Consider the following 24,048-nt stretch of genomic DNA (forward strand, 5'->3'; position numbering starts at 1 on the left):
CTCACACCCCGCCTGCAACGGTATCGTGCAACGGAATCATTGCCTCGCGTGCCCAGCGTGCGCTGATGCGTTGTCCGGTCTGGTGCTGTGCACTGGTGTCCAGCCACTGGTTGTTGGCCTTGCTGATGTTCAGGGTCTGGCCGTTTTCCAGTTTCAGCTCATAGCGGGTTGCACTGCCTTGGTACTGGATGTCATGTAGCAAACCGCTGACTTCAATCTCGTGGCTGGCCAGCGGGCCGTCGGCGAATCGCACGTGTTCCGGGCGAATCGAGAACGGTTGCGGGTTGCCGCTCAACTGCCGGGCCAGGTCGCCGCGAATCACGTTGGAAGTGCCGACGAACTCCGCCACGAAGGTGGTGGCCGGTTTCATGTACAGGTTGCGCGGGCTATCGACCTGTTCGATGCGCCCCTTGTTGAACACCGCCACACGGTCGGACATCGACAGCGCTTCGGTCTGGTCGTGGGTGACGAAGATGAAAGTGATGCCGAGCTGGCGTTGCAGCTTTTTCAGTTCGCCCTGCATTTGCTCACGCAGTTTCAGGTCGAGTGCACCCAGGGGTTCGTCGAGCAGCAGCACCCGTGGGCGGTTGACCAGGGCGCGGGCCAGGGCCACACGCTGGCGCTGACCGCCGGACAGTTGCACAGGCTTGCGGTCGCCGTAGCCACCGAGGGCGACCATGTCGAGGGCTTCTTCGGCGCGCTTCTGGCGTTCGACTTTGCCGACGCCTTTGACTTTCAGTCCGTAGGCGACGTTGTCGCGAACGTTCATGTGCGGGAACAGCGCGTAATCCTGGAACACGGTGTTCACGTCACGCTGGTAGGGCGGCAGCCCGGCGGCTTCGACACCATGAATACGGATGGAACCTGCGCTCGGTTGTTCAAAACCGGCGATCAGGCGCAAACAGGTGGTTTTGCCCGAACCGGAAGGTCCCAGCATGGAGAAGAACTCGCCGTCCTGGATGTCGATGGAAACCCGGTCAACAGCTTTCACTTCGCCGAATTGACGGGAAACGTTGGTGAACTGGACTGCAAGTGTCATGGCGCGGTGCTCCAAAAAGGCGAAGGCCGTCGCAGCGGCCCTGCCTGGACTTCTGAAAAGTCTGAATCGAATACGCTGTGCTGGCTGTGGAGAGCCCCTGTGGGAGCGGGCTTGCCCGCGAAGAGGCCATCACAGTCAGCATTGATGCCGGCTGATACACCGCTTTCGCGAGCAAGCCCGCTCCCACAGGGACGGTGTCATCTCACAAACTATCTACCGCCCATGATTGCGATGTAGTCCTGGGTCCAGCGGCTGTACGGCACGAACTTGCCGCCTTCAGCCTGCGGGGTTTTCCAGAAGGCGATCTTGTCGAAATTGTCGAAACCGTTGGTCTTGCAGCCCTCGGCGCCGAGCAGTTCGCTACCGGTGCATGCTGCCGGAACTGCCGGCAACGAGCCGAACCACGCCGCAACATCACCCTGGACTTTCGGTTGCAGCGACCAGTCCATCCACTTGTAGGCGCAGTTCGGGTGCTTGGCCTCGGCGTGCATCATGGTGGTGTCAGCCCAACCGGTGGCGCCTTCTTTCGGAATGGTCGAAGCGATTGGCTGTTTCTCGTTCATCAGGCCGTTGACCTGATACGGCCACGCGCCGGAGGCGACCACGCCTTCATTCTTGAAGTCGCTCATCTGTACCGTGGTGTCGTGCCAGTAGCGGTGGATCAACGGCTGCTGGGCGCGCAGCAGATCGAGCACGGCCTTGTACTGGGCTTCGGTCAGTTCGTAGGGGTTCTTGATGCCCAGTTCCGGCTTGGCGGACTTCAGGTACAGCGCCGCGTCGGCGATGTAGATCGGGCCGTCATAGGCCTGCACGCGGCCCTTGTTCGGTTTGCCGTCCGGCAGGTTTTCCGCATTGAACAGCACGCCCCAGGTGGTGGGCGCAGTCTTGAATACGTTGGTGTTGTACATCAACACGTTCGGGCCCCACTGATACGGGGTGCCATAGGTTTGCTTGTTGACCACGTACCACGGTCCATCCTTGAGGCGCGGGTCGAGGTTTTTCCAGTTCGGGATCAACGCGGTGTTGATCGGCTGCACACGCTTGCCGACGATCAGGCGCAGGGAGGCGTCGCCCGACGCCGTCACCAGGTCGTAGCCGCCCTTGGCCATCAGACTGACCATTTCATCGGAAGTGGCTGCGGTCTTGACGTTGACCTTGCAGCCGGTTTCCTTCTCGAAACCGGTCACCCAGTCGTAGGCCTTGTCGCTCTCGCCACGTTCGATGTAGCCAGGCCAGGCCACAATATCCAGTTGGCCCTCGCCCGCCCCGACAGCTTTGAGCGGCTCGGCGGCCTGGACGCTGGCACTGGCCAGCAGCGCGGTGGTGATTGCACAGAGCAGTGCGGTCTTGTGCACGAACATGGGAATTCCCTCTTCTTTAATTATGGTCGGGGCAGTGTCTTGAACGTGGTGAAGCAGGCCGTTGGTGCCTTGTTATCAGCTTAGTCAGAGATGCTCGCCGTGGCGGGCCATGATGTGTCGCACCACGCTGTAGTCCTGAAGCGAATCGCTGGACAGGTCTTTGCCGTAGCCCGAACGCTTCAGGCCACCATGGGGCATTTCGCTGACCAGCATGAAATGGCTGTTGATCCAGGTGCAGCCGTACTGCAGGCGCGCCGCGACCTGCATGGCTTTGTCGAGGTTCTGGGTCCAGACCGACGAGGCCAGGCCGTATTCCGAATCGTTGGCCCAGTCCACCGCTTGTTCCAGTTCATCGAAACGGGTCACGGTGACCACCGGACCAAACACTTCGCGCTGGACGATCTCGTCACTTTGCTTGCAGCCGGCCAGCAGGGTTGGCTGGTAATAGAACCCGGCGCCGGAATGCACGGCTGCACCTGTAACCCGCTCGATGTGCGGCTGGCCGAGGGCGCGCTCGACAAAACTGGCCACGCGGTCACGCTGGCGGGTGCTGATCAGCGGGCCGATTTCGTTGTCGGCGTCGCGTTTACCGGCGAAGCGCAGGCTGGCGACGGCCGCGCCGAGCTCGGCCACCAAGCGGTCATGAATCCCGGCCTGGGCGTAAATGCGGCAAGCGGCGGTGCAGTCCTGGCCGGCGTTGTAATAGCCGTAAGTGCGCACGCCTTCGACCACGGCCTGAATGTCGGCATCGTTGCACACGATCACCGGGGCCTTGCCGCCGAGTTCGAGGTGGGTTCGTTTGAGCGTTTTCGAGGCGGCCTGGAGGATTTTTTGCCCGGTGACGATATCGCCGGTCAGCGACACCATGCGGACCTTTGGATGGCTGACCAAATGGCTGCCGACGCCTTCGCCACCACCGCAAATGATGTTGATCACTCCCCGTGGCAGGATCTCGGCCAGCGCTGGCGCCAGGGCCAGGATCGACAGCGGCGTGTGTTCCGACGGCTTGAACACCAGCGTGTTGCCAGCGGCAAGGGCCGGGGCGATTTTCCACGCGGCCATCATGACCGGGTAGTTCCACGGCGCAATCGACGCCACCACCCCAATCGGATCGCGGCGCACCATGCTGGTGTAGCCCGGCAGGTATTCGCCGCTGAGCTGGCCGGTCTGGCAGCGCACGGCACCGGCGAAGAAGCGGAACACGTCGATCGTGGCATTCACGTCATCCTGACGGGCCAGGTGCAACGGCTTGCCGCAGTTCATGGATTCGAGGCGGGCTAGCAGGTCGGCGTTTTTTTCGATGGCGTTGGCGATGTCCAGCAACAGGTTCGAACGTTGCTGCGGTGTGGTGCGTGACCAACCGGCAAAGGCACGATGGGCGGCGAGGATCGCGGCTTCGACCTGCTCGGTGCTGGCTTCGGCGATCCGGGTCAGGACTTCCCCGGTGGCGGGGTTGAGAATCGGCTCCACGCAGCCTTGACCGGCGACTAATTCACCATCGATCAACAATGCGGTGAACAACGGGGTCTGCGCACCAGCCATTTTTCGGGTTCTCTTTTCTTGTGTGGCTTCTTGTGTAGACATGGCAGCGCTCCCTGTGACCGGGGGCCGGCTGTCTTTATTAGATGTCACAAGACTAGTGCGCGGCCCCGAGGACAACAAATACTAAATACTGAAGGTGGCATTCGATTAAATAGATGGCTTGCGCCCGCCGTTGGGTTGTTCGCGGGCAACCGTGAGGAACGGGTCCACCAGCGCCGGCCGCGCCGTGCCGCGACGCCAGGCCAGGCCGACATCGAGGGTCTGGCTGAGGTCGGCAATCGGCCGGGCTTCAATGATGTCGCCCTCCAGTGACCACGGGCGATAAGTCATGTCGGGCTGGATCGACACCCCCAATCCGGCGGCCACCAGGCTTCGCACCGCTTCGGTCGAGGCCGTGCGCAGGGTGATGCGCGGTTGTAGCGAGGCGGCGGACCACATGCGCTGGGCGTTGCGGTCCATTTCATCGACGTTCAGTTGAATCAATGGCTCGCGGGCCACGTCGGCGAGGTTGATGCTGTCGTGTTCCAGCAACGGGTGTTGGGCCGGCAGCCAGAGCCGGTGCGGCGAGTGGGTCAGCACTTCAGTCTGCAGGGCGTGGCGGTCTTCTAGGTTGGAGAGGATCAGCACGCCGACATCGATCTCGCCGCTGACCAGCAAATGCTCGATGTACGGTCGCTCGTCTTCCATTACGCGGATTTCCACGTTGGGGTAGGCGCGCTGGAAGCGCGTGAGCAAATCCGCCAGGTAATAACCGGCCACCAGGCTGGTCACTCCGACGATCAATTGCCCGGCAACCTGGTCGGTACTTTGTTGCAGGCTGCGCTTGGCATTGTCCACGGTGGCCAGGATCAAATGCGCCTGACGCAGGAATTGATGCCCCTGGTGGGTCAGGGTCATGCCCTTGGCGTGGCGGCTGAACAGGCTGACGCCGATTTCTTCTTCCAGTTGCTGGATGGCCAGGGTCAGGGTCGACTGGGAAATGAACGCGGTTTGCGCGGCGGCCGAGATCGAGCCGGTCTCGGCCACGGCGATGAAATGACGGATCTGGCGCAAGGTCATCATGGGAAAGCACCCGGTGGGCTGTTTTTATCGATTTGCGAGAGTGTATATCGTTTTTTTTGAAAGGCCGCTGTATGCCGCAAGCATCGAGCGGCCAGCAGAAAAACTTGAGCAACATCTCGAAGCACTCTTGCGAGCAGCCATCGGGCGCTTTCGATCTAGGCTGGTGGGCTTGGTTTTCGGTTAAACGTCTTGTGGAGGCGGCGAATGAACACCCGTGGATTGCTCGATCAACTACTCAAGTCCGGCCAGGACCTGTTGCAGAACAAGGCCGGTGGCTCGCAGCAAAAGGGCGCGAACGCGGGCATAGGTGCCCTTGGCAGTCTGCTCTCCGGCGCGAGCGGCGGGGCATTGGCGGCAGGCGCCATGGGCTTGCTGCTCGGCAGCAAAAAGGCCCGTAAAGTCGGGGGCAAGGTCGCGGTCTACGGCGGTCTCGCCGCGTTGGGCGTGCTGGCCTATAAAGCCTACGGCAACTGGCAGTCGCAGCAGGGCGGTGCAGTCGCTACGGAGCCGCAAACCCTGGACCGGGTACCCGCCGCGCAAGTCGAGTTGCACAGTCAGGCGATACTCAAGGCGCTGGTGGCGGCGGCCAAGGCTGACGGTCATGTCGATGAGCGTGAGCGTGCCTTGATCGAAGGCGAATTCAGCCGGCTCGACAGCGATCAGGCATTGCAACACTGGCTGCACACCGAACTCAACAAGCCGCTGGACCCGAGCGATGTCGCCAGCGCCGCCCGCTCCCCGGAAATCGCCGCCGAGATGTACATCGCCAGCGTGATGATGGTGGACGAGGAAAACTTCATGGAGAAGGCCTACCTCGACGAGCTGGCGCGGCAGCTCAAGCTGGAGCCGGGGTTGAAAACCGAGCTTGAGAAGCAGGTTCGCCAGGCTTCCCTGTAAACCTTCAGGCTGTATTCGCGAGCAGGCTCGCTCCCACAGGGAATTGCTGCGAACACAGAATTTGTTCGCGACATAAGTCAAATGTGGGAGCAGCCGGTCGACGCTCGATTGCTCGCGATGACAATTTCAGTCACACCTCATTCCTTGATGACCATTGCACGGTCCCTTTCTGCCTAATCACCCCTGGCACCCATCCCCTCCAATAGCGGACAGTCCCAACCCAGAGCCGATCCCGCCTTTTTCAACGGGATGGGAAGTGGCGAGCATCCGTCTTATAAATGAAACACCGCCCTCGGCTATACTCCCCGCATTTCGAATCAGGCCTGAGGATTGACTGTGAAGAACTGGACGTTGCGCCAACGCATTTTGGCGAGCTTTGCGGTAATTATCACCATCATGTTGTTGATGGTGGTCCTCTCCTATTCGCGATTGCTGAAGATCGAAGACAGCGAAGCCAGCGTCCGGGACGACGCTTTGCCGGGGGTTTACTACAGCTCGATGATTCGCAGTGCCTGGGTCGACTCCTTCGTGCAGACACAGGAATTGCTCGGCTTGAAAGAAGGGCAGGGCATCAGCAGTGAAGACGCTGCGGAGTTCAAGGCTTTCGAAGCGCGTCTGCTGGAGCAGATGGGCAACTACCGCAACACCGTCACGACCGACGAAGACAAGGTCGAGTTTGCCGCTTTCGAACAACGGCACGAGGAGTTCAGCAAGATTCTGGCGGCTGTGCTCGATCTGCACAGCCGCAACCAGGGGCCCGAGGCCGTCAAGTTGTTCACCGAGCAACTGACCCCGGCCTGGACCGCAGGGCGCATGAAGCTCAACGACATCATCCGCGAAAACAAAGCGGTGGCCGATCACGAAATGGCCGCCATCGACGACGCCGTACTTGCGGCAAAAATCAGCATGGGCATTTCCCTGCTGGTGGCCGTCCTGGCTGCCGGCCTATGCGGTTTGTTATTGATGCGCGCCATCATGGCGCCGATGAGCCGCATCGTGAAAATCCTCGAGATCATGCGCACTGGCGACCTCAGCAGCCGCCTGAACCTGGAGCGCAAGGACGAATTCGGCGCGGTGGAGACCGGTTTCAACGACATGATGACCGAGCTCACTTCTCTGGTGTCTCAGGCCCAGCGTTCGTCGGTACAGGTGACCACGTCGGTGACCGAGATCGCAGCGACGTCCAAGCAGCAACAGGCCACCGCCACGGAAACCGCCGCCACCACCACGGAAATCGGCGCGACCTCCCGTGAGATCGCCGCCACTTCCCGGGACCTGGTGCGCACCATGACCGAAGTCTCCACCGCCGCCGATCAGGCTTCCGTGGCCGCCGGCTCCGGGCAACAGGGCCTGGCGCGCATGGAGGAAACCATGCACTCGGTGATGGGCGCGGCCGATCTGGTCAACGCTAAGCTGGCGATCCTCAACGAGAAGGCCGGCAACATCAATCAGGTGGTGGTCACCATCGTCAAGGTCGCTGACCAGACCAACCTGTTGTCGCTCAACGCTGCCATCGAGGCCGAGAAGGCCGGGGAATACGGACGCGGTTTTGCCGTGGTCGCCACCGAAGTGCGGCGCCTGGCGGACCAGACGGCGGTGGCCACCTACGACATCGAGCAAATGGTGCGCGAGATCCAGTCGGCGGTATCGGCCGGGGTCATGGGCATGGACAAGTTCTCCGAAGAAGTGCGTCGCGGGATGTCCGAGGTACAGCAGGTCGGAGAGCAGTTGTCGCAGATCATCCATCAGGTCCAGGCGCTGGCGCCGCGGGTGTTGATGGTCAACGAAGGCATGCAGGCCCAGGCGACCGGCGCCGAGCAGATCAACCATGCGCTGGTGCAGTTGGGTGATGCCAGCAGCCAGACGGTCGAGTCTCTGCGTCAGGCCAGTTTCGCCATCGATGAGCTGAGCCAGGTAGCCGTCGGGCTGCGCAGCGGCGTTTCGCGATTCAAAGTCTGATGAGCGAAATCACGGCCAAACGCTCTGCCGTGACGCAGGCGCCGCATGCATTGTTTCTGGTGTTTCGCATCGGCAACGAGCGCTATGCCTTGAAGGCTATCGAAGTGGCGGAGGTGCTGCCGCGCCTGCCCTTGAAGCCCATTCCCCATGCCCCCGCCTGGGTCGCCGGGGTGTTCGCCTATCGGGGGGCTGTGGTGCCGGTGATCGACTTGAGTGCACTGACGTTTGGTACGCCTGCACAGGCCCGTACCAGTACTCGATTGGTGCTGGTCAACTATCGCCCGGATGAAACCTGCGAGACACAGCTGCTCGGGCTGATCCTGGAGCAGGCGACCGACACCTTGCGCTGCGATCCGGCGGACTTTCAGCCCTACGGCTTGGACAATCGCCAGACGCCTTACCTCGGGCCGGTCCGCAAGGACGAGCAGGGCTTGCTGCAATGGGTACGGGTCAGCGATCTGCTGGAGGATCAAGTGCGCGCCTTGCTGTTTCCCTCGCCGCCAATGGATCCGGCGCTGCTGGAGGAGCAGCCATGAACAGCGATCAGCGTTTTTTCGACTTCCTCAAGGAATGTATCGGACTCGACGTGACCTCGGTGGGGCCGGCCATCATCGAGCGAGCGGTGCGCCAGCGCAGCATCGCTTCGCAAGCACTCTCGGCCGATGAGTATTGGCGAACCTTGCAGGGCTCGCGGGACGAGCAGCAGGCATTGATCGAAGCGGTGATCGTTCCGGAAACCTGGTTCTTCCGGTATCCGGAATCATTCGCCACGCTGGCGAAACTGGCGAGCAAGCGTCTGGCCGAGATCAACAACCTGCGCGCACTGCGGATTCTCAGTTTGCCGTGCTCCACTGGCGAAGAGCCGTACTCGATCGCCATGGCGTTGCTCGATGCCGGGCTCCAGCCACACCAGTTCAAGGTCGACGGCATGGACGTCAGCCCGTTGTCGGTGGAAAAAGCCAGGCGAGCCTTGTACGGCAAGAATTCCTTTCGGGGTGACGACATCGCGTTTCGCGACCGTCACTTCATGGCCGAGTGCGATGGCTATCGTCTGAACTCGCGTGTGCAGGAACAGGTGCGTTTGCAGGTCGGCAATCTGCTGGATCCGGCCTTGTTGGCCGGTGAGCCGCCATTCGACTTCGTGTTTTGTCGCAACCTGCTGATCTATTTCGACCAGCCGACCCAGAAGCGAGTCTTCGAAGTGCTCAAGTGCCTGACCCACGTTGACGGCGTGCTGTTTATCGGCCCGGCCGAAGGTGGTCTGCTGGGGCGTTTGGGGCTGCGCTCGATCGGTATCGCGCAGTCCTTCGCGTTCAGTCGACAAGGGTCTTCGGACCCTGAACCCTTGCCGGCATACGTTCCAGCACCCTTGCCTGTGCCGCAACCGCTGCGCACTCCACCGCCTGCACCAGTGCGCAGCCGTCCTTTCGCCAGTGTCGTGCCGCTGGCTGCTGCGCCGAAGACGTCTGGTACCGATACGGCCGTGCTGCTGGCGAACATCGCCGCGCTGGCCAACGAAGGCAAAAGCGCCGAGGCGAAGGCTGCTTGTGAAAGCTATTTGCGCAGTCATGAACCGGTAGCCCAGGTGTTCTATTGGCTGGGACTGCTCAGCGATGTCGCCGGAAACGTCCTGGAAGCCCAGGGCTTTTATCGCAAGGCGTTGTACCTCGAACCGCAACATCCCGACGCGTTGATGCACCTGGCCGCGTTGCTGCAGGCCCAGGGCGACGCGGCGGGAGCCAGACGATTGCAGGCGCGTGCCGTGCGCAGCGGGCGCGCCGCTGACAGTGAGCGTAAACGATGACCGCCTCCGATACCTTCAGCGTCACCCGGGATGCCCAGGCCATCGACGACTGCTGGAACCGTATCGGTATCCACGGCGACAAGTCCTGCCCGTTGCTGGCCGAACATGTTCATTGCCGCAATTGTGCGGTGTATTCGGCGGCTGCTACACGCTTGCTCGATCGCTATGCATTGCAGCAGGAGGATCGCGGGCCAGCGTCCGTCGCGGTCGAGAGCGAGGTGAAAACCCGCTCGTTGTTGATGTTCCGACTGGGTGAAGAGTGGCTGGGCCTGGCTACGCGCAGTTTGGTGGAAGTGTCGCCGCTGCAGGCGATTCACTCGTTGCCACACCAGCGTTCCCGCGCCTTGCTCGGCGTGGCGAATGTGCGCGGTGCGCTGGTTGCCTGTCTGTCACTGGTGGAGCTGCTTGGCCTCGACGGCACCAGCAACGTGGCACCCGGTACGCGGGTCATGCCGCGCATGCTGATCATCGCGGCCCATGGTGGGCCGGTGGTGGTGCCGGTGGACGAAGTCGACGGGATTCACGCCATCGACGAGCGCATCCTCGATACCGCATCGCGCTCAGGTGCACAGGCGAGCGCCAAATACACCCGTGGCGTGTTGCAATTCAAAGGTCGCAGCCTGCGCTGGCTGGATGAAGAACAGCTGCTGTCCGCCGTGACCCGGAGCCTCACATGACCCCCGAGCAAATGCGCGACACCTCTTTGCTGGAGCTGTTCAGCCTGGAAGCCGAAGCCCAGACCCAGGTCTTGAGTGCCGGCCTGCTGGCGCTTGAGCGTGACCCGACCCAGGCCGATCAGCTTGAATCGTGCATGCGCGCCGCGCACTCGCTCAAGGGCGCGGCGCGGATCGTCGGCGTCGATGCCGGGGTCAGCGTTGCCCACGTGATGGAAGATTGCCTGGTCAGTGCCCAGGAAGGGCGCCTGTTGCTGCGCCCCGAGCACATCGATGCGTTGCTGCAAGGCACCGATTTGCTGATGCGTATCGCCACGCCGGGCAGCAACCCGGAGGCTGTGGACATCGAGGCCTATGTGGCGTTGATGACGCTGTTGCCCGACCCTGCGGTTTCGCCGGGTGCACCTGCTGTACCGGTGATGGCCGAACTTCAGCTCGAAGCGCCCGCGCCCACGGTCGAGCCGGTGGCGCCTGCCGTCGAACCGCCACCGGCTCCAGCCCCGCGCAGCACACGCACCACCGAAAATGGCGAACGTGTGCTGCGTGTCACCGCCGAACGCCTGAACAGCCTGCTCGATCTGTCGAGCAAATCCCTGGTGGAAACCCAGCGGCTCAAACCGCACCTGGCGACCATGCAGCGACTCAAACGCATGCAGAGCAACAGCCTGCGAGCGTTGGAGAGTCTCAACGTTCACCTCAAGGATTACGCCTTGAGCCTGGAAGTGCAGGAAACCCTTGAGGATGCGCGCCGTTTACTTGCGCAATCCCAGCAGTTGCTCATGGAAAAGAACGCCGAACTCGATGAGTTCGCCTGGCATGCCAGCCAGCGGGCGCAGGTGTTGTACGACACGGCGCTGGCCTGCCGCATGCGGCCGTTTGCCGACGTGCTGACCGGGCAGGTGCGAATGGTCCGCGATCTGGGGCGCGACCTGGGCAAACAGGTGCGACTGGAGATTGAAGGCGAGAAGACTCAGGTTGATCGCGACGTACTGGAAAAGCTCGAAGCGCCGCTGACTCACCTGTTGCGCAATGCGGTAGACCACGGCATCGAAACCCCGGAACAACGCCTGCTGGCGGGCAAGCCGGCTGAAGGTCTGATTCGCCTGCGAGCTTCGCATCAGGCCGGTCTGCTGGTGCTGGAGTTGAGCGATGACGGCAACGGCGTGGACCTGGAAAAGGTCCGTCGCAGTATCGTTGAACGAAATTTGTCGCCCGCGCAAACCGCTGCGCAGTTGAGCGAAGAAGAGTTGCTGACGTTCCTGTTCCTGCCCGGTTTCAGTCTGCGCGACACGGTCACCGAGGTGTCCGGTCGCGGCGTCGGCCTGGACGCTGTGCAGCACATGGTCCGGCAGTTGCGTGGCGCAGTGGTGCTGGAGCAAAAGGCGGGCGAGGGCAGTCGTTTCCACCTTGAAGTGCCGCTGACCCTGTCGGTGGTGCGCAGCCTGGTCGTGGAAGTCGGCGACGAAGCCTATGCCTTCCCGCTGGCGCACATCGAGCGCATGTGCGATCTGGAGCCGGCGGATATCGTGCAGGTCGAAGGTCGTCAACACTTTTGGCACGAAGGCCGGCATGTCGGCCTGGTGGCGGCCAGCCAATTGCTGCAACGCCCGGCCAGCCAGAACAGTGGGCAAACCCTGAAAGTCGTGGTGATTCGCGAGCGCGATGCGATCTACGGCGTGGCGGTGGAACGGTTTATCGGTGAGCGGACATTGGTGGTGCTGCCGCTGGACGAGCGTCTGGGCAAGGTACAGGACATTTCCGCCGGGGCCTTGCTCGACGACGGTTCGGTGGTGCTGATCGTCGATGTCGAAGACATGCTGCGATCGGTGGAAAAACTGCTCAATACGGGGCGCCTGGAGCGCATTGCCCGTCACAGCGATCAGGTAGTCGAGGCGGCCCGCAAACGAATTCTGGTGGTGGATGATTCCCTGACCGTGCGAGAGTTGCAGCGCAAGCTGTTGCTCAATCGCGGATACGACGTAGCCGTTGCGGTAGACGGCATGGACGGCTGGAACGCGTTGCGTTCGGAGGATTTCGATCTGCTGATCACCGACATAGATATGCCGCGCATGGACGGCATCGAACTGGTCACGCTGCTGCGTCGGGACAATCGCCTGCAGTCGCTGCCGGTGATGGTGGTGTCCTACAAGGATCGTGAAGAGGACCGACGCCGTGGACTGGATGCCGGGGCCGACTATTATCTAGCCAAGGCCAGTTTTCATGACGACGCCTTGCTCGATGCAGTGGTCGAGCTCATCGGAGGAGCGCGTGCATGAGGATCGCAATCGTCAATGACATGCCCATGGCGGTGGAGGCCCTGCGCCGCGCCCTGGCATTCGAGCCGGCGCATCAGGTGACCTGGGTAGCCGCCAATGGCAAGGAAGCCGTGCAAAAGTGTGCCGAAAACACGCCGGACTTGATCCTGATGGACCTGATCATGCCAGTGATGGACGGCGTGGAGGCGACTCGGCGGATCATGGCCGAAACGCCCTGTGCCGTCGTTATCGTCACCGTGGATCGCAAGCAGAACGTGCACCGGGTGTTCGAAGCCATGGGCCATGGCGCCCTGGACGTGGTCGATACCCCGGCCCTCGGTGCCGGCAATGCCCGGGAGGCGGCAGAACCGTTGCTGCGCAAGATCGTGAACATCGGCTGGCTGATCGGCGACAAAAGTAATCAGCCGCGACCAATGCCAGGCCCGCCACGCGGTTCGGCTTCGCGCCAGCGCCTGATCGCCATCGGTTCGTCCGCAGGCGGACCGGCAGCGCTGGAAATCTTGCTCAAGGGGCTGCCGCGTGATTTCTCTGCGGCCATCGTGCTGGTGCAGCACGTTGACCAGGTGTTTGCCGCCGGCATGGCCGAATGGCTCGGCAGCGCCAGCGGCCTCGACGTGCGCCTGGCCGAGGAAGGCGAGCCGCCGCAAAGCGGCACGGTATTGCTGGCCGGCACCAATCACCATATTCGCTTGCTGAAAAACGGCACGCTGGCCTACACCGCCGAGCCGGTCAATGAAATCTACCGGCCCTCCATCGATGTGTTCTTCGAGAGCGTGGCCAGTCACTGGAACGGTGACGCCGTGGGGGTTTTGCTCACCGGCATGGGGCGTGATGGCGCCCAGGGGCTTAAACTCATGCGCCAACAGGGCTACCTGACCATCGCACAAGACCAAAACAGCAGTGCGGTGTACGGCATGCCGAAGGCGGCCGCGGCCATCGACGCCGCCGTGGAAATACGCCCGCTGGAAAAGATAGCGCCACGATTGCTGGAGATCTTTCCAAAATGACTACCATTAGCAGCAATCCTGGCACAGGCAGTTCTCAGGTGAACGCACATGAATGAATTACAGCTCGACGACTTCAAGACTGACGAAAATGCCGCCATGGTGTTGTTGGTGGACGATCAGGCGATGATCGGCGAGGCAGTACGGCGCGGGTTGTCGAACGAAGAAAACATCGACTTCCACTTCTGCTCCGATCCGCACCAGGCCATTGCCCATGCGGTCCGCATCAAACCGACAGTGATCCTGCAGGATCTGGTCATGCCCGGCCTTGACGGTCTGAGCCTGGTGCGCGAATACCGCAATCACCCGGCGACCAAGGACATTCCGATCATCGTCCTGTCGACCAAGGAAGACCCGCTGATCAAGAGCGCGGCTTTTGCGGCCGGGGCCAACGATTATCTGGTCAAGCTACCGGATACCATCGAACTGGTTGCGCGCATCCGCTATCACTCGCGGTCCTACCTGACCCTGCTGCAACGGGACGCGGCGTACAGGGCGTTGCGGGTCAGCCAGCAGCAGTTGCTCGACACCAACCTGGTGCTGCAACGCCTGATGAACTCCGATGGCCTGACCGGGTTGTCGAACCGTCGGCACTTCGATGAATACATGGAGCTGGAATGGCGCCGTTCGTTGCGTGAGCAGAGCCAGTTGTCGTTGCTGATGATCGATGTGGATTACTTCAAGACCTACAACGACACCTTTGGCCACCTGGAAGGCGACGAGGCCTTGCGCAAGGTCGCCACGGCGATCCGTGACGCCAGTGCCCGGCCGTCCGACCTGCCGGCTCGATACGGCGGTGAAGAATTCGCCCTGGTGCTGCCCAATACCTCCCAGGGCGGTGCGCGCCTGGTGGCGGAAAAACTGCGCATGACCGTGGAGGCCTTGAAGATCCCCCACAGCTCCCCGACCGAAGGTTCAAGCCTGACCATCAGCATTGGCCTGGCGACCATCACCCCGAAAACCGGCAGCAATTGCCGTGACCTGATCCTGGCGGCGGACAAGGGGCTGTATCTGGCGAAGAATAATGGGCGCAATCAGGTGGGCATCGGCTGACTCGAATCCCCCGAGCGGCGACGCAGGACCCTGTGGGAGCGGGCTTGCCCGCGATGAGGGCCTGACAGTCGACATTTTCGTCGCCTGACACACCGCCATCGCGGGCAAGCCCGCTCCCACAGGGTTTTGCGTCGTTGCAAGGATCGTTTGTGGAGCCGGGCTTTTCGGCCAGGCGGACTGCCGTTACCGGCCGTTTCCCGGTATACTCGCCGGCTTTCAAAAGTTCGCCAACGAGTGCTGCCCGTCATGGAAATCAACCCGATCCTGAACACCATCAAGGACCTGTCCGAGCGCTCCGAAACTATTCGGGGGTATCTTTGACTACGATCAAAAGCATGAGCGCCTGACTGAAGTCAATCGCGAGCTTGAAGATCCGAGTGTCTGGAACAAACCTGAATATGCCCAGGAGTTGGGCCGCGAGCGTGCTGCGCTGGCGCAAATCGTCGATACCCTGGACGAGCTGAACACCGGTCTGGCCGATTGCCGCGACCTGCTGGACATGGCCGTCGAAGAAAACGACGAAGGCGCAGTGGGCGATGTCGTCGCCGAGCTGGCCCGTCTCGAGGACAGTCTGGCCAAGCTGGAATTCCGCCGCATGTTCAGCCACGAAATGGACCCGAACAACGCCTATCTGGACATCCAGGCCGGTTCCGGCGGCACCGAAGCCCAGGACTGGGCCAACATTCTGCTGCGCATGTACCTGCGCTGGGCCGACAAACGCGGTTTCGACGCGACCATCATGGAACTGTCGGCCGGTGAAGTCGCCGGGATCAAGGGCGCTACCGTGCACATCAAGGGTGAATACGCGTTTGGCTGGTTGCGGACCGAGATCGGCGTTCACCGTCTGGTGCGCAAGAGCCCGTTCGACTCCGGCAACCGTCGCCACACCTCGTTCTCCGCGGTGTTCGTCTCGCCAGAGATCGATGACAAGGTGGAAATCGAAATCAACCCGGCAGACCTGCGGATCGACACCTATCGCTCCTCCGGTGCCGGTGGTCAGCACGTAAACACCACCGACTCGGCCGTACGTATCACCCACGTACCGACCAACACCGTGGTCAGCTGCCAGAACGAACGTTCCCAGCACGCCAACAAGGACACCGCCATGAAAATGCTGCGGGCCAAGTTGTACGAGCAGGAAATGCAGAAGCGCAACGCGGCGTCCCAGGCGCTGGAAGACACCAAGTCCGATATCGGCTGGGGTCATCAGATCCGTTCTTATGTACTCGATGCCTCGCGCATCAAGGATCTGCGCACTAACATCGAGCGCAGTGACTGCGACAAGGTACTCGACGGTGATATCGATGAATACCTGGAAGCGAGCCTGAAATCAGGCCTGTAAAGACTGTAGGAGCCGGCTCGCCGGCGATCCCCGGCCGCAGGCCGGGGACAACGAACCAGATGGAATATTTAAAGACATGAGCGACCTAGAACTCGACCCGCAAGTCCTGCAACAGGAAGAAAACTCCCTGATCGCCCTGCGCAAGGAAAAGCTTGCTGCCGAGCGCGCCAAGGGCAATGCCTTCCCGAACGACTTCCGCCGCGAAAACTACTGCGAGCAACTGCAGAAACAGTACGCGGACAAGACCAAGGAAGAGCTGGCAGAGGCTGCGATCCCGGTCAAGGTTGCCGGTCGTATCATGCTCAACCGTGGCTCGTTCATGGTGATCCAGGACATGACCGGGCGCATCCAGGTCTACGTCAACCGCAAGACCCTGTCCGAAGAAACCCTGGCCGCGGTGAAAACCTGGGACATGGGCGATATCATCGCCGCCGAGGGCACCCTGGCCCGTTCCGGCAAAGGCGACCTGTACGTTGAAATGACCAGCGTGCGCCTGCTGACCAAATCCCTGCGTCCGCTGCCGGACAAGCACCACGGCCTGACTGACACCGAACAGCGCTACCGTCAGCGCTACGTTGACCTGATCGTCAACGAAGACGTGCGCCAGACTTTCCGTGTGCGTTCGCAAGTCATCGCCCACATCCGCAGCTTCCTGATGAAGCGTGACTTCCTGGAAGTGGAAACGCCGATGCTGCAGACCATTCCTGGCGGCGCGGCAGCCAAGCCGTTTGAAACCCACCACAATGCGCTGGACATGGGCATGTTCCTGCGTATCGCGCCGGAGCTGTACCTCAAGCGGCTTGTTGTCGGCGGGTTTGAGAAAGTGTTCGAGATCAACCGCAACTTCCGTAACGAAGGTGTATCGACTCGTCACAACCCTGAATTCACCATGTTGGAGTTCTACCAGGCTTACGCCGACTACGAAGACAACATGGACCTGACCGAAGAACTGTTCCGCGAACTGGCTCAGCTGGTTTTGGGCAGCACCGACGTGCCGTATGGCGACAAGGTGTTCCACTTCGGCGAGCCGTTCGTGCGTCTGTCGGTGTTCGACTCGATTCTCAAGTACAACCCCGAGCTGACCGCTGACGACCTGAACGACATCGACAAGGCTCGCGCTATCGCGAAGAAGGCCGGCGCCAAGGTGCTGGGCTTCGAAGGCCTGGGCAAGTTGCAGGTGATGATTTTCGAAGAGCTGGTCGAGCACAAGCTGGAACAGCCGCACTTCATTACCCAGTACCCGTTCGAAGTGTCGCCGCTGGCCCGTCGTAACGACGAGAACCCGAACGTCACTGACCGTTTCGAGCTGTTCATCGGTGGTCGTGAAATCGCCAACGCCTACTCCGAGTTGAACGACGCGGAAGACCAGGCCGAGCGCTTCATGGCCCAGGTGGCTGACAAGGACGCCGGCGACGACGAAGCCATGCACTACGACGCCGACTTCGTTCGTGCGCTGGAGTACGGCATGCCGCCAACGGCGGGTGAAGGCATCGGTATCGACCGCCTGGTGATGCTGCTGACCAACTCCCCGTCGATCCGCGACGTGATCCTGTTCCCGCACATGCGGCCGCAAGCGTAAGTGTTTCAATTAAAAAACCGCCTTTTCAGGCGGTTTTTTATTGCCTGTCTGGTACAAACGTATCAACTTGTTACTTTCATCTGAGAGGAAATACCTGTCGTGATTCGTGCAATGGCTCAAGAAGGTGCAGCGGGTATCGCCACTGCGGTCGCTGAAAGCGTTCAGTACCAAGGTCGCAAGGCCAGCCGACAGGGCAGTGAACAGCGACGACAGGACATTCTCGACGCCGCGATGCGCATTGTCGTGCGCGATGGCGTGCGTGCCGTCCGGCACCGTGCCGTGGCCGCCGAGGCGCAAGTGCCGTTGTCCGCGACCACTTACTATTTCAAGGATATCGATGACTTGCTCACCGATACCTTCGCCCAATACGTGGAGCGCAGTGCGGCGTACATGGGCAAGCTGTGGGTGAACAACGAGGGGCTGTTGCGCGACATGATTGCCAGTGGCGATGGCAGCCCGCAGGCGCGCTCGAAACTGGCGGACGATATTGCACGGCTGATGACCGATTACGTTCACCGGCAACTGGTCAATCGCCGTGAGCATTTGATGGCCGAGCAGGCGTTCCGCCAGGAAGCGTTGCTGAACCCGCGCCTGGCCGAACTGGTGCGCTCGCATCAGCAAATCCTGTTGCAAGGCTCCTGCCAGCTGTTCCAGGTGCTGGGCTCGCGCGAGCCGCATCAGGATGCCAAGGTGTTGACGGCGATTATCGGCCGGATGGAATATCAGGGGCTGCTCAACGCAGGCGAGCCTGCCGCCGAAGAGGAAATGCTCGGCATCCTGACACGCTACATGCACCTGGTGCTGGCATCGGAGTAGTTCCGGCTGGTGCTTTACCCTGTGGGAGCGAGCTTTTGTGGCGAGGGGGCTTGCCCCCGTTGGGTGGCAAAGCCGCCCCAAAACCAGCGACCTCGGTGAGACTGTCAGTCCGGATACGCTGGTTTTACGACTGCTTCGCAGCCGAACGGGGGCAAGCCCCCTCGCCACACAGGCTCGCTCCCACAGAGGCCGGTGATCACTTTGGGCGGCGTATGTTCATAGGGAGTGTTGAATGAAAGCCTGGCGTGTCGTTGTGATCGCCTTGTCGTTCCTGCTGCTCGGTGGCTGTCTGGTGACCTTCAAGGAGCCGCTGCCTGCAAGTGAACCCGCGCCCAAGGGATTGCTCGGCAAATGGACCAGCACCAATGGCTGGGGCGAACCGCTCAACCTCGAACTGACCCGCATCGGCGACAACCGTTATCAGGCCGTCAGCTATTACCGGGCCAGGCCCAGGGAGCGGGAGGCTTACTCCTTCACGGTGTCGCGCCATGGCAGCCGCTGGTATCTGTCGGCGAAGGTGCCGGCGCAATTCGGCGGGCATTTCACCATTGGCGGTTTTGAGCTGACCGACAGGCATGAGTTGGTGGTCTACAACCTCGACCTCGACCAGATCAACCAGGCCATGCAGCAAAAGCCCTGAGCGGTGAGCGCTTCCAGACCAACGACGGCAATGGCGTATTGATCGACAGCAACATGGATCAAGTCGCCGCCTACCTCGACGACCCGGCCAATTCCGATGTGTTCGTCGAAGCGGTGCGCTACCAGCGTCAGGCCAAAGCCAAATAACCGGCAACAACGGGTTTCTACAGGAGTTTCGGGTGGACGATTACCAACAGTCGATACGCATTTTGTCCGATCGCATCGTGCTGGCGCAGACACCGATCCGTGTCCTCGATGCGGTCAAATGGGACGACAACATTCGCAAGGGCTTCCTCAAGGCCAAGGGCAAGGAAATGCCGGCAGTGGACCGCGACTACTACCTCAACCGGCCACTGGCGTTCGATTCCAGCAAAGTGAAGCTGGAGTTCCAGAATATCGAGCGCGACATCACCCGCCAGCTTGGCCAGTTCAACCCGGTTGGGCAGATCATGCGGCGCATGTGCAAGGAATACCGCATGGTGGTGCGCATGCTCGAAGCACGTGGCACCGAGGATTTCGGCCTGATTTCCCAGGAGTTGTACGGCGCCGCGTCCGACGCGTTCCATGCCGGCGACCCGACCCTGTCCGACCTTGGCATGATGCTGTCCGAATACCTGAACAACATCGATGGCCGTGGCGATCTGAAGGATGAGCCGAAAACGCTGACTGCCAAGGATGCGGTCGACATGTTGCAGCATCGCTTGAACAAGGTGTTTGGTGAAGCCGAGGAAACCATTCGGGTGTTCGAGTCCGACGGGATTGTCGCCGATGCGGCGGCCGGTGCCGACTACATCAAGATCCGCACCGACGCGATGTTCAATGAGCGCGATGTGCGGGCCCTGGAGGTCCACGAAGGGCTGGTGCATGTAGGCACGACACTCAATGGCCTGAATCAGCCGATCTGCACCTTTCTGTCCAAGGGGCCGCCCTCGTCGACGGTGACCCAGGAAGGCCTGGCGATCCTGATGGAAATCATCACCTTTGCCTCCTACCCGAGCCGCCTGCGCAAGCTGACCAACCGCACGCGGGCCATTCACATGGTGGAGGAGGGCGCGGATTTCCTGCAGGTGTTCGAGTTCTTCCGCGAACAAGGCTTCGAGATGCCCGAGAGCTACAGCAACGCCAGCCGCGTGTTCCGCGGCTCGGTGCCGACAGGTCTGCCATTTACCAAAGACTTGTCCTACCTCAAGGGCTTCATCATGATTTACAACTACATTCAACTGGCCGTGCGTAAAGGCAAGCTGGAGCAGATACCGCTGTTGTTCTGCGGCAAGACCACCCTGGAAGACATGCGCACCTTGCGCCAGTTGGTGGATGAAGGCCTGGTGGTACCGCCCAAGTACCTGCCGGAACAGTTCCGTGACATGAACGCGTTGTCGGCGTGGATGTGCTTCTCCAACTTCCTCAACCACCTGAGCCTGGACCGGATCGAGGCGGATTACTCCAATATCCTTTAAGGCGGGTGAGATCCAAATGTGGGAGCGGGCTTGCTCGCGAAGGCGGTGTTTCAGCCAACTGAAATGTTGAATGTTAAACCGCCTTCGCGAGCAAGCCCGCTCCCACAGGGGTATGTATTCCAATCGTCAAAGCGAGGTTTCAACGGATGAGAATCCTCGGCATCGTCTGCCTTCTCCTGGCCTTGAATGGCTGCAGTTCGCTGCTGTTCTACCCCGAACCCGGCCAGCTGTTCACCCCGGAAAAGGCCGGGGTCGAATACCGCACCGTCACCTTGAACACCGCCGATGGCCTCAAGCTGAATGCGTGGTGGCTGCCGGCGAAGCAGGGGGTCGAGGTCAAGGGCACGGTGCTGCACCTGCACGGCAACGGCGGAAACCTGCCCATGCACCTCGGCGGGAGCTTTTGGTTGCCGAAAAATGGTTACCAGGTGTTGCTTGTGGACTATCGCGGTTATGGCTTGTCCGAAGGCAAGCCCAGCCTGCCGGCGATCTATCAGGACATCGATGCGGCGTTCGCCTGGCTGGACAAGGCGCCCGAGGTTCAAGGCAAGCCGCTGATCCTGCTCGGCCAGAGTCTCGGTGGCTCGATGGCCGTGCATTACCTGGTCCAGCACCCGCAACGCCAGAAGCAACTCAAGGCCATCGTCCTCGATGGCGCACCCGCCAGTTACCGCAGCGTGGGCCGGTTTGCCCTGAGCACCTCATGGTTGACCTGGCCGTTCCAGGTGCCATTGTCATGGCTGGTGCCGGACGGCGACAGCGCGATCAATTCCATGGCGCAACTCAAGGATGTGCCGAAACTGCTCTACCACAGCATCGATGATCCGATCGTGCCTCTTTCCAACGGCATCCGACTGTATCAAGCTGCGCCGCCGCCGCGAGTGCTGCAACTGACCCGTGGCGGTCATGTGCAGACGTTCGCCAATCCGGTCTGGCGAAAAGTCATGCTGCGCTATCTCGATGACCCGCAGCATTTCAACGGCCTGCGCCGCCTGGGTGAGATCCCCAATTACCCGGCACCCCTGAATTCTGAAGATGAACCGCCAGAGAGTCCGCAATGAGTGAAGAACGTAACGCCATCCCGCTGATCATCACCGGTATCTGCAGCATCCTCGGCACCGTCGGTGCCCTGTGGTGGTACGGCTACCTGCACTTCGCCAAGCCTGAGGATGCGTTGCTGCTCAACGAGTTCACCATGCTCAAGACCATTCCGGGCGAAGACTACAAGGTCTCCCTGGAACCGGCCGCCCAGGTGGCGCAGTGCATCGATGGCGTGCTGGTGCTGTTCGACATGGAACAAAAAGGCCTGACCGGCGTGCTGGTCGACAGCAAGAAAAAAGCCGTGCGTTGCATGGGGCAGGAAACGCCGCAGAAGCTGGAACAGTAAAAACGCTTTTCAAAGTGAAGCCTGCCTGATCAAGGCAGGCTTTATCGTTGCATATCCCGGTACGATTAAAAAAAAAGAGCTTTTGAGCTATTACTCCTTTGGGCCTTTGAGCTAATCGTTATCGCTCTATAACGTGGAAACTACGGCCCTCACTCCATTTGGCGGGTTGTCCGTTCAGTGCTTGTCCTGCTTGAATCGATATTGTTCTCCATGTATCCAGTTCTTTATTGGCACGAACAGACCAGCGCCCCAGTTCGTCTGCCTTGGAGGTAGCAAGCACTTTGGCGGGATTCCCAAAGGAGATCACCGTAATCGTAGCGTTGGGTACCGAAGTGCTGCCGGAAAACATCGGAAGCGGCCCGGTAACCCAGTCTTGTTGGGGGGCGCTAATAAAGGGCGTGTCACAATCAGGCAATGATTCTCCCTCAACGGAAACTGCTATCGAGGCACCATTCGCATCGGTGGAGCAGACCTTGACTTTGATTTTGGCATCTTCATCCACCAATGTTCGGCCAGATTGCAAGGTCGGATCGGCCGTAGTCGCGGTTTCCGGTGTGCCATCAAGTTGGGTATTGATCATGTAACTGCTGTAGTAAACAAGTGTGCTGAATCTTGCCCATACGCCTGTGACTCTGTTGTCGTTGGGTGGGAAGTTATCGAACGCAGTTGGTTTGCGATATTCCAGAGCTAAAAAGTTTCTTGTTCTTGCACCGTTTCCCGGACGATCGATGAGATACAACTGAGGGTTGCTATCGCCGAGAACGCCGAGACGATAAAGACCTGTAGTTTTGATCGTTGTCGCCTGTGCCTCATCGAGCCAGCCGGAATACCAACGATTGAAGGCTGGATAGAGTGTTCCACTACCTGAAACCGGGTCCCCCGTGTCACCGTATCCGATTGTTGTGCATCCTGCCGGGGCCTTCACAGTTTCACCGTTTTTCGCGCATTTGGTGTACGTGCTGCCGTGGGCATATCCCAGATTGTGCCCAAACTCGTGCTTGTAAACGTGTGGGCTGAGGGATTGGCCATATACACCGATTGTCCGTCCCGGCCGATTCGCTGATGCATTTCCCCCGCAGTCAATCAGGTTAATCAGGAAATCGAAGTTGTCAGGGTCAAGTCCGTTTGCTCTTGCCGCCTTATCACCTTCCGAGGTCGCGAGAGCCATGGGCATTGGAGTACCACTTTTGCAAATATCCGGGCGAGGGCCTGAGGTGTAGGAGATCACTTGACCATTGAGTGTCAACTTTCCCTGCGAGGCGGCCAGGATGTAAGAGCGCAATGAATCGGGGTCGTCGGAAAGAGTATGTTTTTCGATCAAGGGATAGTTCAGGGTGTCGCCATCCTGCCAATGCACCACACTGACCAGAACCTTTTTAACGCCTAATACAGGTCGCTGATTGATACCCACATCGGGCAAGGGAAGGTCGTTTGGTATAGCATCGCTCTCGTCATACGCGAAGTCATTGAAAAATGGAGAGTCTGATAAAGTTTTTTCAGGTTGCACACAACCCGCCAGGATTACTGTTAAGTACAGCAGCATTGACCGACGCATAGTATTTGCTCCTTTGCACTGAGAATGGTGCGTGGAGCCAAACTAAGCTCTGTATTGAATCTTGCCTACTGTCATAAGTGACAGGTGAGATGGTCACCATCCACCCGATGGTTCATCACCCGTCCCGAGGTGCTGGAATTATCCGCCGCCGGATACTTCTTGCCACATCCCCGGGCCTTGATTGGCTCGGGAACAGGCATTTTTTTGTGCAGTGAAAAAGTGCTGTCGATCAGTGATTCTGTTTGTCATCAGGCATCGACAAATCGTGCAAGTGCCGACGGGACAGCGCCAGGAAACGCGGAGTCGGCCCGATGTCTTCGTACAGCGGATCGCCTTCTTCGTCGGTGGCGACCACGGTCGAGCCTTTGACGTACGGGAAGCTTCTTTCCAGTTCTTCCAGCGCGGCGCCGATCAGATCGCCGAGCAGTTCTTCGGGATGCCGCTTGGGGTACATCTCGATGATCGCGGCCAGCCGTGCGGCCGACTCGACGTCCAGATGAATCGAGTAGCCGGTGTCGGTCAGGCGACCCTTGGCGTTTTCTTCCCAGTGGTGGGCAAGTTCGCGGATTTTCATATTGACCTCATGGCGCTCCCGCTCGTGG

Annotated in this window: 20 protein-coding genes and 1 pseudogene; 15 read left to right on the forward strand and 6 right to left on the reverse strand. The window is 60.4% G+C overall.

Going from position 1 to position 24,048, the window contains the following annotated elements; all coding sequences use genetic code 11:
* Position 1 precedes the first annotated feature (1 nt).
* The 4 genes from RS887_RS15205 to RS887_RS15220 form a co-directional block, all read right to left on the reverse strand.
* Positions 2–1,039, reverse strand: coding sequence for an ABC transporter ATP-binding protein (locus RS887_RS15205; protein WP_322616011.1), 1,038 nt, complete (start codon positions 1,037–1,039; stop codon positions 2–4).
* Positions 1,040–1,248: 209 nt separating this feature from the next.
* Positions 1,249–2,400, reverse strand: a complete 1,152-nt coding sequence (gene ydcS, locus RS887_RS15210) for a putative ABC transporter substrate-binding protein YdcS (RefSeq protein ID WP_322616012.1) — start codon at positions 2,398–2,400, stop codon at positions 1,249–1,251.
* An 84-nt stretch (positions 2,401–2,484) separates the two neighbouring features.
* Positions 2,485–3,942 (reverse strand): gamma-aminobutyraldehyde dehydrogenase, encoded by a 1,458-nt coding sequence (locus tag RS887_RS15215; RefSeq protein WP_322616013.1) that lies wholly within the window; start codon positions 3,940–3,942, stop codon positions 2,485–2,487.
* A gap of 147 nt (positions 3,943–4,089) precedes the next feature.
* Positions 4,090–5,004: a LysR family transcriptional regulator gene (locus RS887_RS15220; protein ID WP_111281277.1), complete on the reverse strand. Its 915-nt coding sequence runs from the start codon at positions 5,002–5,004 to the stop codon at positions 4,090–4,092.
* Between the two features lie 204 nt (positions 5,005–5,208).
* On the opposite strand from RS887_RS15220, the gene RS887_RS15225 reads away from it, so the two are divergent.
* The 15 genes and pseudogenes from RS887_RS15225 to RS887_RS15295 all read left to right on the forward strand — a co-directional run bounded on the left by RS887_RS15225 (position 5,209) and on the right by RS887_RS15295 (position 21,891).
* Complete coding sequence (locus RS887_RS15225; RefSeq protein ID WP_322616014.1) at positions 5,209–5,901, forward strand: tellurite resistance TerB family protein; 693 nt, start codon at positions 5,209–5,211, stop codon at positions 5,899–5,901.
* A gap of 336 nt (positions 5,902–6,237) precedes the next feature.
* The gene (locus RS887_RS15230; RefSeq protein WP_322616015.1) at positions 6,238–7,860 is read left to right on the forward strand and encodes a methyl-accepting chemotaxis protein; all 1,623 of its coding nucleotides are present in this window, start codon (positions 6,238–6,240) and stop codon (positions 7,858–7,860) included.
* A complete protein-coding gene (locus RS887_RS15235) occupies positions 7,860–8,396 on the forward strand; it encodes a chemotaxis protein CheW (protein WP_322616016.1) in 537 nt (178 codons plus the stop codon). Before RS887_RS15230 ends, RS887_RS15235 begins: the two co-directional genes overlap by 1 nt.
* On the forward strand, positions 8,393–9,664 hold the full coding sequence (locus RS887_RS15240; RefSeq protein ID WP_322616017.1) for a CheR family methyltransferase: 1,272 nt from the start codon (positions 8,393–8,395) through the stop codon (positions 9,662–9,664). Before RS887_RS15235 ends, RS887_RS15240 begins: the two co-directional genes overlap by 4 nt.
* Positions 9,661–10,341, forward strand: coding sequence for a chemotaxis protein CheW (locus RS887_RS15245; RefSeq protein ID WP_322616018.1), 681 nt, complete (start codon positions 9,661–9,663; stop codon positions 10,339–10,341). Before RS887_RS15240 ends, RS887_RS15245 begins: the two co-directional genes overlap by 4 nt.
* Entirely contained in the window at positions 10,338–12,614 is a 2,277-nt protein-coding gene (locus RS887_RS15250; RefSeq protein WP_322616019.1) for a hybrid sensor histidine kinase/response regulator, read from the forward strand. The genes RS887_RS15245 and RS887_RS15250 overlap by 4 nt, the downstream gene beginning before the upstream one ends.
* On the forward strand, positions 12,611–13,621 hold the full coding sequence (locus RS887_RS15255; protein WP_322616020.1) for a chemotaxis response regulator protein-glutamate methylesterase: 1,011 nt from the start codon (positions 12,611–12,613) through the stop codon (positions 13,619–13,621). The genes RS887_RS15250 and RS887_RS15255 overlap by 4 nt, the downstream gene beginning before the upstream one ends.
* A 48-nt stretch (positions 13,622–13,669) precedes the next feature.
* A complete protein-coding gene (locus RS887_RS15260; protein WP_322616021.1) occupies positions 13,670–14,671 on the forward strand; it encodes a PleD family two-component system response regulator in 1,002 nt (333 codons plus the stop codon).
* A gap of 246 nt (positions 14,672–14,917) precedes the next feature.
* A protein-coding gene (prfB, locus tag RS887_RS15265) for a peptide chain release factor 2 (protein WP_322616022.1) occupies positions 14,918–16,013 on the forward strand; the annotation gives its coding sequence in 2 pieces (ribosomal slippage) (positions 14,918–14,989 and positions 14,991–16,013; 1,095 coding nt in all).
* Positions 16,014–16,089: 76 nt separating this feature from the next.
* The gene (gene lysS, locus RS887_RS15270; protein ID WP_322616023.1) at positions 16,090–17,592 is read left to right on the forward strand and encodes a lysine--tRNA ligase; all 1,503 of its coding nucleotides are present in this window, start codon (positions 16,090–16,092) and stop codon (positions 17,590–17,592) included.
* A 111-nt stretch (positions 17,593–17,703) separates the two neighbouring features.
* Positions 17,704–18,408 carry a TetR/AcrR family transcriptional regulator gene (locus RS887_RS15275; RefSeq protein ID WP_413425779.1) on the forward strand — a complete coding sequence of 235 codons (705 nt, stop codon included), beginning with the start codon at positions 17,704–17,706 and terminating at the stop codon, positions 18,406–18,408.
* Between the two features lie 232 nt (positions 18,409–18,640).
* A pseudogene (locus RS887_RS15280) lies at positions 18,641–19,194 on the forward strand (hypothetical protein).
* Between the two features lie 32 nt (positions 19,195–19,226).
* The gene (locus RS887_RS15285; protein WP_008019601.1) at positions 19,227–20,504 is read left to right on the forward strand and encodes a flavohemoglobin expression-modulating QEGLA motif protein; all 1,278 of its coding nucleotides are present in this window, start codon (positions 19,227–19,229) and stop codon (positions 20,502–20,504) included.
* Between the two features lie 146 nt (positions 20,505–20,650).
* Positions 20,651–21,565, forward strand: a complete 915-nt coding sequence (locus tag RS887_RS15290) for an alpha/beta hydrolase (RefSeq protein ID WP_322616025.1) — start codon at positions 20,651–20,653, stop codon at positions 21,563–21,565.
* Positions 21,562–21,891 (forward strand): hypothetical protein, encoded by a 330-nt coding sequence (locus RS887_RS15295; protein WP_008051386.1) that lies wholly within the window; start codon positions 21,562–21,564, stop codon positions 21,889–21,891. Before RS887_RS15290 ends, RS887_RS15295 begins: the two co-directional genes overlap by 4 nt.
* 118 nt (positions 21,892–22,009) lie before the next feature.
* Here the strand turns inward: RS887_RS15295 and RS887_RS15300 are convergent, their stop codons facing one another.
* Both RS887_RS15300 and RS887_RS15305 read right to left on the reverse strand, forming a co-directional pair.
* A complete protein-coding gene (locus RS887_RS15300; protein ID WP_322616026.1) occupies positions 22,010–23,446 on the reverse strand; it encodes a transposase in 1,437 nt (478 codons plus the stop codon).
* A 229-nt stretch (positions 23,447–23,675) separates the two neighbouring features.
* Positions 23,676–24,020: a pilin assembly protein gene (locus RS887_RS15305; protein ID WP_085715727.1), complete on the reverse strand. Its 345-nt coding sequence runs from the start codon at positions 24,018–24,020 to the stop codon at positions 23,676–23,678.
* Between the last annotated feature and the right edge of the window lie 28 nt (positions 24,021–24,048).

This window comes from Pseudomonas sp. BIC9C, from assembly GCF_034541995.1.
Lineage (GTDB): Bacteria > Pseudomonadota > Gammaproteobacteria > Pseudomonadales > Pseudomonadaceae > Aquipseudomonas > Aquipseudomonas fluorescens_CC.

Bases quoted from the DNA above. Each gene is read 5' to 3' on its own strand.
- RS887_RS15205 (WP_322616011.1), bottom strand. From the start codon at position 1,039: ATGACACTTGCAGTCCAGTTCACCAACGTTTCCCGTCAATTCGGCGAA.
- ydcS (WP_322616012.1), bottom strand. From the start codon at position 2,400: ATGTTCGTGCACAAGACCGCACTGCTCTGTGCAATCACCACCGCGCTG.
- RS887_RS15215 (WP_322616013.1), bottom strand. From the start codon at position 3,942: ATGGCTGGTGCGCAGACCCCGTTGTTCACCGCATTGTTGATCGATGGT.
- RS887_RS15220 (WP_111281277.1), bottom strand. From the start codon at position 5,004: ATGATGACCTTGCGCCAGATCCGTCATTTCATCGCCGTGGCCGAGACC.
- RS887_RS15225 (WP_322616014.1), top strand. From the start codon at position 5,209: ATGAACACCCGTGGATTGCTCGATCAACTACTCAAGTCCGGCCAGGAC.
- RS887_RS15235 (WP_322616016.1), top strand. From the start codon at position 7,860: ATGAGCGAAATCACGGCCAAACGCTCTGCCGTGACGCAGGCGCCGCAT.
- RS887_RS15240 (WP_322616017.1), top strand. From the start codon at position 8,393: ATGAACAGCGATCAGCGTTTTTTCGACTTCCTCAAGGAATGTATCGGA.
- RS887_RS15245 (WP_322616018.1), top strand. From the start codon at position 9,661: ATGACCGCCTCCGATACCTTCAGCGTCACCCGGGATGCCCAGGCCATC.
- RS887_RS15250 (WP_322616019.1), top strand. From the start codon at position 10,338: ATGACCCCCGAGCAAATGCGCGACACCTCTTTGCTGGAGCTGTTCAGC.
- RS887_RS15255 (WP_322616020.1), top strand. From the start codon at position 12,611: ATGAGGATCGCAATCGTCAATGACATGCCCATGGCGGTGGAGGCCCTG.
- RS887_RS15260 (WP_322616021.1), top strand. From the start codon at position 13,670: ATGAATGAATTACAGCTCGACGACTTCAAGACTGACGAAAATGCCGCC.
- lysS (WP_322616023.1), top strand. From the start codon at position 16,090: ATGAGCGACCTAGAACTCGACCCGCAAGTCCTGCAACAGGAAGAAAAC.
- RS887_RS15275 (WP_413425779.1), top strand. From the start codon at position 17,704: ATGGCTCAAGAAGGTGCAGCGGGTATCGCCACTGCGGTCGCTGAAAGC.
- RS887_RS15290 (WP_322616025.1), top strand. From the start codon at position 20,651: ATGAGAATCCTCGGCATCGTCTGCCTTCTCCTGGCCTTGAATGGCTGC.
- RS887_RS15295 (WP_008051386.1), top strand. From the start codon at position 21,562: ATGAGTGAAGAACGTAACGCCATCCCGCTGATCATCACCGGTATCTGC.
- RS887_RS15300 (WP_322616026.1), bottom strand. From the start codon at position 23,446: ATGCGTCGGTCAATGCTGCTGTACTTAACAGTAATCCTGGCGGGTTGT.
- RS887_RS15305 (WP_085715727.1), bottom strand. From the start codon at position 24,020: ATGAAAATCCGCGAACTTGCCCACCACTGGGAAGAAAACGCCAAGGGT.